This is a genomic window from Paenibacillus sp. AR247 (genome assembly GCF_002968895.1).
GTDB lineage: Bacteria > Bacillota > Bacilli > Paenibacillales > Paenibacillaceae > Paenibacillus_AQ > Paenibacillus_AQ favisporus.
On sequence record NZ_PCZT01000012.1, the window covers coordinates 196893 to 210416 of the forward strand.

Annotated in this window: 13 protein-coding genes and 4 pseudogenes; all 17 read left to right on the plus strand. The window is 54.1% G+C overall.

Annotated features, from left to right (window positions below; translation table 11 throughout):
• A pseudogene (locus CPT76_RS22225) lies at nt 1-436 on the plus strand (SbcC/MukB-like Walker B domain-containing protein); the annotation flags it as partial.
• 886 nt (nt 437-1322) lie between these two features.
• Nucleotides 1323-1682 carry a histidine triad nucleotide-binding protein gene (locus CPT76_RS22235; protein WP_076169798.1) on the plus strand — a complete coding sequence of 120 codons (360 nt, stop codon included), beginning with the start codon at nt 1323-1325 and terminating at the stop codon, nt 1680-1682.
• A gap of 137 nt (nt 1683-1819) precedes the next feature.
• The gene (rpsU, locus tag CPT76_RS22240; RefSeq protein WP_005547957.1) at nt 1820-1993 is read left to right on the plus strand and encodes a 30S ribosomal protein S21; all 174 of its coding nucleotides are present in this window, start codon (nt 1820-1822) and stop codon (nt 1991-1993) included.
• 16 nt (nt 1994-2009) lie between these two features.
• Nucleotides 2010-2453 (plus strand): GatB/YqeY domain-containing protein, encoded by a 444-nt coding sequence (locus CPT76_RS22245; protein WP_076169799.1) that lies wholly within the window; start codon nt 2010-2012, stop codon nt 2451-2453.
• Between the two features lie 169 nt (nt 2454-2622).
• Entirely contained in the window at nt 2623-3930 is a 1308-nt protein-coding gene (locus tag CPT76_RS22250; protein ID WP_374954723.1) for an NfeD family protein, read from the plus strand.
• 96 nt (nt 3931-4026) lie between these two features.
• Nucleotides 4027-5035, plus strand: a pseudogene (gene floA / locus CPT76_RS22255) (flotillin-like protein FloA).
• Between the two features lie 13 nt (nt 5036-5048).
• The gene (locus tag CPT76_RS22260) at nt 5049-5669 is read left to right on the plus strand and encodes a hypothetical protein (RefSeq protein WP_105444501.1); all 621 of its coding nucleotides are present in this window, start codon (nt 5049-5051) and stop codon (nt 5667-5669) included.
• Between the two features lie 239 nt (nt 5670-5908).
• A complete protein-coding gene (gene yqfC / locus CPT76_RS22265) occupies nt 5909-6202 on the plus strand; it encodes a sporulation protein YqfC (RefSeq protein WP_105444502.1) in 294 nt (97 codons plus the stop codon).
• Nucleotides 6199-7394 (plus strand): annotated as a pseudogene (yqfD, locus tag CPT76_RS22270) (sporulation protein YqfD). The gene yqfC and the pseudogene yqfD overlap by 4 nt, the downstream one beginning before the upstream one ends.
• A gap of 60 nt (nt 7395-7454) precedes the next feature.
• Nucleotides 7455-8372, plus strand: coding sequence for a PhoH family protein (locus CPT76_RS22275; protein WP_374954724.1), 918 nt, complete (start codon nt 7455-7457; stop codon nt 8370-8372).
• A gap of 106 nt (nt 8373-8478) precedes the next feature.
• The gene (locus CPT76_RS22280; RefSeq protein WP_374954709.1) at nt 8479-10629 is read left to right on the plus strand and encodes an HD family phosphohydrolase; all 2151 of its coding nucleotides are present in this window, start codon (nt 8479-8481) and stop codon (nt 10627-10629) included.
• A 3-nt stretch (nt 10630-10632) separates the two neighbouring features.
• Nucleotides 10633-11130, plus strand: a complete 498-nt coding sequence (gene ybeY / locus CPT76_RS22285) for an rRNA maturation RNase YbeY (RefSeq protein ID WP_105444504.1) — start codon at nt 10633-10635, stop codon at nt 11128-11130.
• Nucleotides 11130-11504, plus strand: a complete 375-nt coding sequence (locus tag CPT76_RS22290) for a diacylglycerol kinase family protein (protein ID WP_076169807.1) — start codon at nt 11130-11132, stop codon at nt 11502-11504. Before ybeY ends, CPT76_RS22290 begins: the two co-directional genes overlap by 1 nt.
• A 22-nt stretch (nt 11505-11526) precedes the next feature.
• Complete coding sequence (locus CPT76_RS22295) at nt 11527-11943, plus strand: cytidine deaminase (protein ID WP_105444505.1); 417 nt, start codon at nt 11527-11529, stop codon at nt 11941-11943.
• Nucleotides 11944-12090: 147 nt separating this feature from the next.
• A pseudogene (gene era / locus CPT76_RS22300) lies at nt 12091-12991 on the plus strand (GTPase Era).
• Nucleotides 12992-13116: 125 nt separating this feature from the next.
• Nucleotides 13117-13272, plus strand: coding sequence for a YqzL family protein (locus tag CPT76_RS22305; RefSeq protein ID WP_105444506.1), 156 nt, complete (start codon nt 13117-13119; stop codon nt 13270-13272).
• 36 nt (nt 13273-13308) lie between these two features.
• A partial coding sequence (recO, locus tag CPT76_RS40300) for a DNA repair protein RecO (protein WP_258168736.1) occupies nt 13309-13524 on the plus strand: 216 nt, incomplete at its 3' end.

The following is a 13524-nucleotide window of genomic DNA, read 5'->3' on the forward strand; positions in this document are numbered from 1 at the left end:
TGATGCAGGTCAGCCAGGCTGCTTCACAGCGTCTGCGTTTCTTGACCAAGCAGCGCTATGCGCTGGAGGTCGATTCCGGGGAGGCTTCCTGATTCGGGATGATGCCAACGGCGGGGTGCGCCGTCCGGTGTCCACCCTGTCCGGAGGCGAGACCTTCTTGACCTCCCTGTCCCTTGCGCTGGCCCTGTCGGCGCAAATTCAGCTTCGGGGCCAATATCCTTTGCAGTTTTTCTTCCTTGACGAAGGATTCGGGACGCTCGATCCCGAGCTGCTCGATACGGTAATCACTTCTTTGGAGAAGCTGCATAACGATCATTTGTCGGTCGGAATCATCAGCCACGTGCCCGAGCTGCGGGCCCGCCTTCCGCGCAAGCTGATCGTGGTGCCTGCCGAGCAGGCCGGCGGCGGTTCGCGGATCGTTCCTGAAACGCTTTAGGCCATCATCCATATTTTTTTGAAAAAGACAGTAGCCATTCGCCCAGCCTTGAATACGATGTTCATGTAAATCTTCTGAAATTGGGAGGCTGTGAAGGGCAATGGAAAAGTTTGAGGCCATAGAGTTATGCAAAAAGCATATGCACCGTTACGTCCGCGCGACAATGGCGGACGGAAGCGTACACGATGGATTTGTGGAAAGTGTTGATGAGGAGAGGCTGTATCTGGCAGTACCGGTAGGCCATGAAAACGTGTCGCCAGCACATGTGTCGCCGAATGCGAACGTAGCTCCGATGTATGTATCACCTGCAAGCGTGAACGCGAACGTAGCACCGACATATGTATCACCAGCGAGCGTGTCGCCGAACGCGAACGTGCTCCGACATATGTGTCGCCTGCAAGCGTGTCACCGAACGCGAACATAGCTCCGATGTATGTATCTCCTGCTAACGTGTCACCAAACGTGGCTCCAGCTCATGTAGCTCCGGCCAACGTGGCGCCAGCGGTCATGCCGATCCATCATGGCTGCTTCGACCCTTGCGGAGGTTTTCCGGGATATGACTACCGTGCATTTTTCCCAGGGTTCTTTCCTCCGTTTGGATACGGCTACGGCTTTGGGTACCCGTTTTACGGACCCCGCTTTAACCGATTGATTCTGCCTCTGGCCGGATTGACGGCGCTGTCGCTGCTGCCATTTTTTTAATATCTGATATAACGTACGAACCTGAAGAGGGATACCGGGAGAACTGGTGTCCCTTTTCTTTTGGATTCGGCGCTCCAGATGAACTATTTATTAGCCGGATACAGCGGGACATTGGACGGGTCATTTTATATCCGGTATGATAAGAAAAGAAAATCTCTTACATATTAAAGGAGGCAACAATCCGATGGATTGCCTGTTTTGCAAAATCGTTGAAGGGAGCATCCCTTCCCAGAAAGTCTTTGAAAACGAACGGATCCTGGTATTCCGTGACATTCAGCCTGCCGCGCCGGTTCACGTGCTTATCATCCCGAAAAAGCATATCGCCTCAATGAACGAGGTTCAGGAGGAGGATCTCCCGCTGATCGCCGAAATGCATCAGGTGGCCCAGCAGGTCGCCAAGGATCTGGGCGTCAATGAGTCGGGATACCGGCTCATCAACAATTGCGGACCGGATAGCGGACAAGCGGTCCATCATATTCACTATCACCTGCTCGGAGGGGCCAAACTGGGCGCCCTGACCGGAATTTCCGACTCTCACGCATAAGCTTGTACCCCGGCAAATCCGGCCTTTGGTGAAAAAATGGCCCTGAGGTTGACACCCTATTTCTCTTTCACCTATAATTAAGTTTGATGAACCGTGTTATTGCTCTTGGACGGTCTGGTCGGAGGGAGGGAAAACTGGTGTCTGAAACTAAAGTTCGCAAAAACGAGACTATTGATGCTGCACTTCGCCGCTTTAAGCGCTCCATCGCTAAGGATGGCGTATTGGCTGAGGTGAAGAAACGTAAGCATTATGAAAAGCCAAGCGTAAAGCGCAAGAAAAAGTCCGAGGCTGCTCGTAAGAGAAAGTTTTAGGAGGATTTGAACTAGCATGAATCTTAGCGAACGATTGAACGAAGATATGAAGCAGGCGATGAAGAGTAAAGACAAGTTCAAACTCTCCACGATTCGAATGGTTCGTTCGACGATCAAGAATCTTGAAATAGATTTGAAAAGAACTTTGGATGACAACGAAGTGCTTGATATCCTCAGTCGTGAAATCAAACAGCGCAAAGATGCCCTCCAAGAATTTCAAAAAGCAGACCGCGAGGACCTTGCGGAACATGCCAAAGCAGAAATCGAGATTATCGGTCAGTATCTTCCCGCACAGCTTTCCGAAGAAGAAATTAAAGTTATTGTACAGCAGACCATCCAGGAAACCGGTGCTTCTTCGAAAGCCGACATGGGGAAAGTGATGAGCGCGCTCATGCCGAAGGTAAAGGGACGCTCAGACGGCAAACTTGTGAACCAAGTGGTTCAACAATTTCTGCAATAAACATAAGTGAAACACCCCTGATTTCAGGGGTGTTTTTTCATTTTCTGAAACGATTCCCTTCTATGATGCGTAATAACTACCATATGATGGACATTATAACGGGAATGTGGAAAGGAGGGGTAAGGTGAGTTTGGCCAAAAAGGGGCTTAAGTCTCTCGTAATGATGCTGATGCTCATATTCTTGGTTGCCGGCAGCTGGCTTCCCGGGCGGGTATCCGCCGAAACCGGTGAGAAGAGCGGCCCGGTCTATATCATACCGGTGGACCAGGAAATTGAGACGGGGCTTGAGAAGTTCATGCGACGCGGTTTTAAAGAAGCGGCCAAGATGAATGCCGGGCTCGTTGTGCTCGAGATCAACACGCCGGGCGGGCTTGTCGATACCGCCGATAAAATCGGGCAGATGATCCGTGACAGCAAGATCCCTACGCTTGCTTACATTCAAGGCAATGCGGCTTCGGCCGGCAGCTATATCGCGCTGAATGCCGATAAAATCGCCATGAAGCCAGGCAGCATGATCGGCGCCGCCGCCATGGTGGACCGTACGGGAAAACGCGTGGATGATGCCAAGCTGGTCGCGTACTGGAAGTCGAAAATGAGCGCAGCGGCTGAATCCAGCGGACGGGACAGCAAAATCGCCGAGGGTATGGCGGATATCAACATGGTCGTCGACATGCCGGCGATCGGAGAGAAGAAAGAGAAAGGCGATATTATCGCCTTGTCGAGCGAACAGGCTTTGAAGGTCGGATATGCCGATCATATCGCATCGACGCCTGAGGAAGCGATTCAATGGATGGGGTACTCGACGGATGACGTTTTCCGGGTCGAGCATACCGGTGCGGAGAAGGTGGCAGCCTTTCTGACACATCCAACCGTGATGATCATTTTGCTGTTCCTGGGGATAGCCGGTGTCGTGATCGAGCTGATGATACCTGGCTTTGGCGTTCCGGGGATCATAGGCGTAGTGGCCTTTGTACTGTATTTCTTCGGTAACTATGTGGCGGGCTTCGCAGGATCCGAGACGTGGCTGCTCTTTATTATCGGGCTCATTCTTATGATTCTAGAAATGTTTGTCCCGAGCTTCGGCATCCTCGGTATTCTGGGTGCTGTCAGCCTGATTGCGGGCGTTGTCCGGGCAGCTTACGATACGACGCACGCCTTGTTCTCGCTCGGGATCGCATTTGCGGCAGCCGTCGTGGTCGTGGTGATCGTCGCGATCATATTTAAGGAGAAGGGCATCTGGAACCGCTTCATCCTGAAAGAATCGCTGACCAAGGAGAAGGGCTTCGTTCCGACCGATGCGAAGGAGGATTTGCTTGGAAAATCAGGCGTTAGCGTGACTCCGCTCCGTCCGGCCGGTACTGTGGACGTGGAAGGCGAGCGGATCGACGTCGTAACGGACGGTGAGTTTGTCGCGGCGGGCACACCGGTCAAGGTCGTTCGCGTCGAAGGCGCGAGAATTGTCGTAAAGCCGGAATAATGCTGGCTTTTTGGCGAGATTCGTGTAACATGTTGTAAAGAACCTGGAAAGAATGTCACATGAAACCAATTGATTACCTGGAGGTTGATAGGCAGTATGGATGGAACTTCTCTTATCACGGTATTACTGATTGCGGTTGTCATCATTATTGTGCTCAGCGTATTTTTCAGTCTTTTTCCCGGTCATGCTCTGGATCTCGGCCTTGGCGTCCGGCGTCCGGATCGGAATTATTACGCTGGTGGCCATGAGACTGCGGCGCGTCACGCCGAGCCGGATCGTCAATCCGCTCATCAAAGCGACGAAGGCGGGGCTGGGTCTCAACATCAATCAGCTGGAAAGTCACTATCTGGCCGGTGGTAACGTGGACCGGGTAGTTAACGCCCTCATTGCGGCCCAGCGCGCCAACATTCCGCTCGAATTTACGCGTGCCGCCGCCATCGACCTGGCTGGCCGCGACGTACTGCAGGCCGTTCAAATGAGCGTCAACCCAAGAGTCATTGAGACTCCGGTCGTAGCCGCCGTTGCGAAGAACGGGATTGAAGTGAAGGTTAAGGCCCGGGTTACGGTCCGTGCCAATATCGACCGTCTCGTCGGCGGTGCGGGTGAAGAAACGATTATTGCCCGCGTAGGCGAAGGGATCGTAACGACCGTCGGCTCCAGTGACATGCACAAGGACGTGCTGGAAAACCCGGACTCCATTTCCCGGACCGTATTGGCCAAGGGGCTGGATGCGGGAACCGCTTTTGAAATTCTGTCGATCGATATCGCCGACGTGGATGTAGGCAAGAACATCGGGGCTTACCTGCAGACCGAACAGGCCGAAGCCGATAAGCGGATCGCCCAGGCGAAAGCCGAGGAACGCCGTGCGATGGCGGTAGCTCAAGAACAGGAAATGAAGGCTCGCGTCGTCGAGATGAGAGCGCGGGTTGTGGAATCCGAATCCGAAGTGCCGCTCGCCATGGCGGAAGCCCTTCGCTCAGGAAAGATTGGCGTCATGGATTACATGAACCTGAAGAACATTGAAGCCGATACCCAAATGCGCGGCTCGCTGGGCAAAATGGGGGATAGCGGAGATGGCGGCGGCAGTCCGAAAAATAACAAGTAGGGAATGAGCATCCATGTGGATCATTGAACACTTTTACTGGATCCTGATCATTGGATTTGCGGTCATCTCTGCGCTGAGCAAAAGAGGAAATAAATCGAAGCAGAGGCAGCAGCCCCGGGGCATGCCCACGTTCGGGGGAGAAGGCCGTCCGTATCAACGACGGGACGAAGCGGACGATTACGACGAGGACGAGGATGAGGAATACGATGAGGGCCGTCCAGATCCGGCATACGGCTCCCGGCCACGGCCGCAGGAACCTGTCGGCAGAAGGAGCTCCCCGTTCGGATCGTATGATTCGTCAGCCCCTGAACCGCCAGTATATTCCCAGGACTACCGGCCGGCTCCGGACTATGATACCGGCGAAGGAGTATCCTCGATGTGGGCGGAAGAGAAGCCGTCCCCGGTACAGGCTACGCTGGCGGATCGAACCCGTACAATGCAGCAGGAGATCAACAGGGTGAACGCATCTCTGGACAGAATATCGACGCAAATGGATATGGCGGCTGACAGAACGTCTGATCGTGAGGCAGCTGTCCCGGTATCCCCTTTGGCCGAGCAGGCCAGACAAGGGATCATCTGGGCTGAAATTTTGGGCCCGCCCCGCTCCAAACGCCCGTTGAATCCGCGAAAATAACGATAATCTAGAAGTGAGGCCTCTTTCGGCCCGAAAAGATCATGATATCTTTTCGGGCTGCGGAAGAGGCTTTTCATTTTGGATCGCACAGCCTGTCTGCTGTGACCTTACGCCGAGAGGCGTTTTTTTTCGTGGTGCGCAAGGCGTGTGATCTTATGGCTTGAACTTCCCTGAAAAGCTTCATAAACCGGGCTTTACGAGCATAAGGTGTAGAGTACAGGAAGGGGGAAGACCTTCGTATGGCCGGGATCAGCCGCAGGCTGCGGAAGTGGGCGAACGAAATGCTGGATGTTCCGCAGGACGTTTTGTTCGATCTGCCGCGCATCACTATGGTGGGAAACAAAGAACTCTATATCGAAAATCATCGGGGCGTCCGGCATTTTTCACCCGATAAAATGGTCCTTTCCCTGTCCCAGGGACTGCTCGAGATCGAAGGCTCCGGGCTTATGATCCGGTCGATTCTGCCGGAAGAAGTGATGATCGAAGGATCGGTAACGAACATTAAATATACAGGAACGGAGGAGAGTCCATGAAAATCCCTACGTTAACCCGGGTTCGTGGCTGCGTGCGGATTGCTGTCCGGGGGGAGCATGTGGAGTATTTCATCAATGCATTGGCGGAGAACGGTGTACCGGTATGGGACATCGAGCCCAAAAATGGAAATTTGGCAGAGATGAAGGTGCTGCTGAGGGATTTTCATGCTCTTCGTCCCTTGTTGAAACGGACAGGCTGCCGGGTGCATGTACAGGGCCGGATCGGTTTGCCCTTTACGCTGGTCAAGCTGTATAAGCGCAAATTTTTTAGGTGGGCATCGTGCTGTTTTTCGTTTTGCTCTTCCTGCTGTCGTCGATGGTGTGGAACGTCAGGGTAACCGGCAACGAAAAGATCGCGACCGAAGACGTGCTCGAAGCGGCGAAGAAGGAGGGGGTCCGCCCGTTCCAGTGGATTTTCCGCTTAGATTCACCGGACAAGCTGTCGCGTGAGCTGAGCATCCGGCTTCCGGGCACGTCCTGGATCGGGGTCGAGCGCAAAGGTACCACCATCACGATCCAGATCGTGGAGGCGGCCGAACCGCCGAAGGAGCCGCTGACCGACCCGCGCCATCTGGTCAGCCGGACGGATGCGGTGGTCACGAGCATCTATGCGGAGCAGGGGCGGCCGCTCGTCGAGAAGAACTCCCGTGTGAAAAAAGGACAGGTGCTCATATCGGGCATTCTTGGCGTTGACGGCGGAAACACCCAGGTTGTCGTGGCCAAAGGGGAGGTCAAAGGGCTGGTTTGGCACGAATACCGCCTTGCGGTTCCGCTGGTCCAGAAGCATAAAGTGTATACCGGGGAAAGAAAGACCAAGTCTTATTTTGTGATCGGTGACCGTGCGGTGCAGCTGTGGGGCTACGGAAAAGATCCGTACCAGGCTTCCGAAACGCTGACGGAGCATGACCCTCTGACCTGGCGCTCCTTCAAGCTGCCCGTCGGATGGATGACGGAAAAAGTCATGGAAGTACAGGAAAGCAAAGAAACGCTGACCGTCGAAGAGGCCAAAAAACAGGGATTGGACGGAGCCGTGCGGGATATTTTGGCGAAATATGGGACGGATTCGCAGATCATCAGCCAAAAAATTTTGCATGAGAAGAAAGAGAATGGTAAAGTTTATATGAAAGTGCTTTTCGAGGTGGAAGAGAAGATTGCCGAAGAGCTTCCCATAGTTCACAACCAAGGAGAATGAGGCTATTTGTCAGAAAAAAATCACAGCGCACAAATCTTACTTCAAAGTGCAAGCGAAGGGATGTCCATTTTCGGACCGCAAGACACCTTTCTGAAGATGATCGAAGCGGAGATTCCCGCCCAGATCGTGTCGAGGGAAGCGGAAATTACCGTCCGCGGCAGCGACCGCGACGTGCAGGTGCTGACCGAGCTGTTTGAGGTGCTTCTCCAGCTTGTCCGCAACGGTTACATTCTGACCGAACGCGACGTATCCTATGCGATCGACTTGGCGAAGGACTTCCGGGCGGATCAGCTGCTCGACCTGTTCAAGGGTGAAATCATGACCACGTTCCGGGGCAAACCGATCCGGGTCAAGACGATCGGCCAGAAGCACTACGTCACCACCATCCGCAAGCGTGACATTGTATTCGGCATCGGGCCTGCGGGAACAGGCAAGACCTATCTAGCGGTTGTTTTGGCGGTTGCGGCCTTGAAGGAGGGCTCCGTCAAGCGGATCGTGCTGACGCGTCCGGCTGTCGAAGCGGGGGAAAGCCTGGGCTTTCTGCCGGGTGACCTTCAGGAGAAGGTAGACCCGTATTTGCGTCCGCTGTACGATGCGCTCTATGACGTTATGGGACCTGAACAGACTGCAAAGTCGCTGGAACGGGGATTGATTGAGATCGCTCCGCTCGCCTATATGCGGGGACGGACGCTGGATGATTCTTTTATCATATTGGACGAGGCCCAGAACACGACACCTGAACAAATGAAAATGTTTCTTACCCGTCTTGGGTTCGGCTCGAAGATGGTCATCACGGGCGATGTAACCCAGATTGACCTGCCGAGAGGCAAGAAGTCCGGGCTGGTTGAAGCCAAGTCGATCTTGAGCGGCATTGATGAGATCGGGTTTGTGCAGTTCGCCGAGCAGGATGTCGTGCGTCACTCCCTAGTGCAGAAAATCATTGTTGCTTACGACAAAGCTGCAGAAAACCAAGATTAGAGGGGATTATCTTTATGACTTCGAAAGAAGCGTCATCAGGCAAATCTTTCTCAACTAAAAATATCGGATGGAAACATAGCGCGGCAACCCGCTATGTTCTCTTTTTATGTCTGGCCATTCTGTTCTACGTGAGCCTGGCGCCGGATCTGCTTCCGGAAAAATCAATATTCAGGTCGGCACGCACAGCGAGAAGGAAATTACGGCGCCGATGCAGATTCCGAACAACAAAGCGACTCTGAAGGCGCAGGAGGAAGCTGCCGAACGCGTGCAGCCGATCTACACCATCGTTCCGATCCGGAACGATAGCCTGATCGCCTCGCTGCTTGACCGGATCGACAAGCTTAATCAGGACGACCAGGTTTCCCGCGAGGACAAGGTGGCGATCTACCGTCAGGAGATACCGCAGCGCGCCCAGGATTTTGTGCAGAACTACGTCAATAATACGCGGAGTTCAGGCACCTATTCCGAAGCGCTGCTGAACGAAATGCTGAGGGTGACCAGCCAGCAGGTCTATAAAATTCCGGAAGAGACCTTCATCAAAATTCCGCGTCTGACCTCTGCCGATATTACCGAGATGAAGCCGGTGGCGCGTGAAATCGTATCGCGGCTGACCAACGACCAGATCGTGGACGCCCAGACGGCAAGGGCCAAGGTGGCCGAGCTGGTCAGCACGAGCTCTCTGAGCCAGCGCACCGCGCGCGAGGTAGTGCAGGAGCTGTCGAAGACAAGTTTCTATGTACGAAGAGGCGACCGAAGGAAGCCAAAGTTCAGCCCCGGGGAAAATACCCCTACGGTATATATCAAGCAGGGCGGCGTGCTTGTCGCCAAAGGCGAGCTGATTACGGAAGAGCTGTACAACCTGCTGGATGATAACGGCCTGCTCAAAAATGACGTCAACTATTGGCCGCAGTTTGGGCTGCTGCTTTTGTCTCTTCTGCTGGCTTTAGGACTCATGATGTTCATCCGCCAGCTTAACGGGGGCAAGTTCGGGTATAACAATTCCCAGCTGCTGATGCTTGTTCTTATTTTTATTATTACGATCGTTTCCATGCATGTCGCCGGCATTTTGCAGAGCAGCGAGCGCCCCTATCTGGGCTATTTGGCGCCGGTTGCCATCGGCTCGATGCTGGTCACGCTGCTGCTGGACATGTCGCTCGCGTTTTTCTGCGCCATGGTCTTCAGTATTCTGTCCAGCGTCATCCTGAATGTGCATCAGGGGCAAATGTTTGATTTTAAGTTCGGCTTGTTCTCGCTGATCGTATCCTATGTGGCGATTTTTACGATCCATAAGGCAAGCCAGCGGTCGACCCTGCTGAAGGGCGGGATCATGGTTTGCTTGTTCGGCTCGTTGACCGTATTTTTGATTAACCTGATCGACAACGATGACTGGCAGCAAATGTCGACGTTGTACGCGCTGGGGTTTGCCTTTGCAGGCGGACTGCTGACCGCGATTCTGGTCATCGGCCTGATGCCGTTTTTTGAGGTCACGTTCGGCATTCTGTCGGCCCTGAAGCTGGTGGAGCTGTCGAATCCGAACCACCCGCTGCTGCGCAAGCTGCTTACCGAAACGCCGGGAACGTACCACCACAGCGTCATGGTTGGCAATTTGTCGGAGGCAGCGGCCGAAGCGATCGGCGCCAACGGGCTGCTGTGCCGGGTCGGATCGTATTACCATGATATTGGGAAGACGAAACGGCCAAGCTATTTTATAGAAAACCAGAACAATATGGAGAACCCCCACGACTCGATCGATCCGAAGCTGAGCAAGTCGATCATTATTGCGCATGCGAGGGACGGGGTCGAAATGCTCAAGGATTATAAGCTGCCGAAGCCGATTCGCGATATCGCCGAGCAGCACCATGGCACCACCTTCCTGCATTTCTTCTACCACAAGGCGCTTCGTCTGGCGGAGGAGCAGGGCAAAGAGCCGGATTTCACGGAAGAGGATTTCCGTTACCCCGGTCCGAAGGCTCAGTCCAAAGAGTCGGCCGTCATCGGCATCGCGGACAGCGTCGAAGCTGCCGTGCGGTCCCTCCGTAATCCGACCGTCACTCAGGTGGAATCGGTGATCGAGAAAATCATAAAGAGCCGGCTAGACGATCACCAGTTTAACGAGTGCGATCTGACGATGAAGGAATTGGATATTATCGCAAAGACGCTGAAAGAAAGTGTCATGGGGATTTTCCACTCCCGGATCGAGTATCCGGAAGAAATCAAGAAAACGAAGATGGATGAAGAGAATAGAAGGAGCGGTTGAAAGATGGGTCTGCATCTGGCTTGGAACAATGAACAAAATGAGCATCCGGTCAGCGATGAGCTGATTGCCACGCTGGAAGTCATCCTGCAGAAGGCGGGGGAAGCGGAAGGCGTGGAGGACGGCGAAGTGGCGCTCACATTCGTCGACGATAAGCAGATTCATGAGCTGAATCTCGAGTACCGCAGCATCGACCGTCCGACGGACGTCTTGTCCTTCGCAATGAACGAGAGCCTGGACGAAGAACTGGACATCGTGTATGAGCTGGAAGAGGACGAGGAGCTGCACGATATGCCGGAGGTGCTCGGCGACATCATTATCTCCCTCGACCGGGCCAAGGCGCAGAGCGAAGAATACGGGCACTCCATGGAGCGTGAAATCGGCTTCCTGTTCGTTCACGGATTTCTGCACTTGCTCGGGTACGACCATCAGGATGCGGAAAGCGAAGCGGAGATGATGGGCAAACAGGAGGCTGTCCTGGCCCAGGTGGGGTTGACCCGGTAATGGCCAAGCGCTCCTTCCTTGCTTCATTCAGTTATGCCGCGGAAGGAATCGGATATGCATTGAAAACCCAGCGGAACATGCGATTTCATGCCGTGGCGGCGGTTGTGGTCATTGCCGCTGCCGCCCTGCTGCAGCTGACGTGGCAGAGGTGGCTGTTCCTGCTCGTCGCGATCACGATGGTGATGGCCGCCGAGCTGCTGAACACCGCCGTCGAGGTCGTCGTGGATATGGTTTCTCCGGAGCCGCATCCTATGGCGAAGGCGGCAAAAGATACCGCAGCCGGCGCAGTGCTGCTGACGGCCATCTTTGCCGTCGTCGTCGCCATTATTGTGTTCTATCAGCCTGTCGCAGCATGGCTGGGAAGTCAACATTAGAAGTTACAGGAGGAATCATACTATGGACACAGCTCAATTAATGCAAGAAGCGATCAAGGCGCGGACCAAGGCCTACACCCCTTATTCCCACTTCGGCGTAGGAGCGGCCCTGCTGGACGCCGAGGGCCATATCCATCACGGCTGCAACGTGGAGAACGCGGCGTACGGGCCGACCAACTGTGCGGAACGAACCGCCCTGTTCCGTGCGGTAGCAGACGGTCATCAGCCCGGAAGCTTCCAGGCGATTGCCGTTGTTGGAGATACCGAAGGTCCGATCTCGCCGTGCGGCGTGTGCCGTCAGGTTCTGGTGGAGCTGTGTGCTCCCGACATGAAAGTCATCATGGGCAATCTGAAGGGGGACATCCAGGAAACCACAGTGCGGGATCTGCTGCCGGGTGCGTTTGGACCTTCCGACTTGAAACGCAGTGACAACGAATAAGCTGCACGATCCATTGGAATACACACATATAAAACCTGGGGCCCCATCTTCGGCGGCGGTGAGCATCATGTTTAGCCGCGGTACGAAGAATGCGGGCCCTGATGGTCTTCCTGCTTAAGGAAGCATTATAGGAGGGTAATGACTTACATGGCGAAACCGTCATTCAAATCAGGCTTTGTGGCCATTATAGGCAGACCGAACGTGGGGAAATCGACGCTGATGAATCAAGTCATCGGCCAGAAAATCGCCATCATGTCGGATAAGCCGCAAACGACGCGCAACAAAATTCACGGCGTATATACGACGGATCACTCCCAAATCGTGTTTCTCGATACGCCGGGTATTCACAAGCGCCAATCCAAGCTTGGCGATTTCATGAACAATACCGCGCTGAATACACTGCAGGAGGTGGAGGCCGTACTGTTCCTGGCCGATACGTCCGAAGGATTCGGGGGCGGGGACCGCTATATCATCGAACAGCTGAAGAAGGTGAAGACGCCGGTCATTCTCGTGCTCAACAAGATTGACAAAAATCGAGCCTCCGGCGCTGCTTCCGATCATCGAGGAATACCGCAAGCTGCACGAATTCGCCGAGATCGTGCCGATTTCGGCCATGCATGGCAACAACGTGAACACCCTGCTCGAGCAGGTGGAGAAGTATTTGCCCGAAGGGCCGCAGTACTATCCGGAAGATCAGGTCACGGACCATCCCGAGCAGTTCGTCTGCGCGGAGCTGATCCGCGAGAAAATTTTGCATATGACCCGCGAAGAAGTTCCGCATTCCATCGCGGTCACGATCGAAGATATGCGCGTGCAGGACAACGGCGTCGTGTATATTTCGGCGGTAATTTTCGTGGAACGGGATTCGCAGAAGGGCATCATTATCGGCAAGCAGGGCTCGCTGCTGAAGGAAGTCGGCAAGCAGGCGCGGCAGGATATCCAAAACCTGCTTGGCTCGAAAATTTTCCTCGAGCTGTGGGTAAAAGTGAAAAAAGACTGGCGCAACCAAGAGCGGATTCTTCGTGATCTGGGCTTTAACCGCGACTAGTGAGCATCCAATGCCGGCGGGGGAATCCCGGCTTGGCAGGAATTGCAACACATAGTTTCACGGCTTTCGTAACATCCTATTTTTTGAAGATGCAGACGCCATTTCCGAAGAAAGGATGAATACGAATGCGAGATTTTTCGTGGAAGTATTTTGCGATGACTGGAGATGTGGATGCTTACTTGCTCTATAAACAGTCCGCCGGCATGACGGCGGATGAAGCGGAGACGGCGGCTGCGACGCAGCTGCTGGATGAGACGGATACCTATGAAGAGAACGAATGATCTTTGGCTGCTCCGGGAATGGCTGGGGGAAGAAGCATGCTATACAGGGTGGAAGGGATCGTCATCCGCAGCATGGACTACGGCGAAGGGAACAAAATCATTACGATTTGCACCGAAAACGCGGGTAAAGTAGGCGTACTTGTCCGTGGCGCCAAAAAGGTGAAAAGCCGCCATGCTGCACTGACACAGCTGTTTACGACAGCGGAATACGTATTTTTCAGAAACGGCACGGGACTCGGCACGCTGAATGCG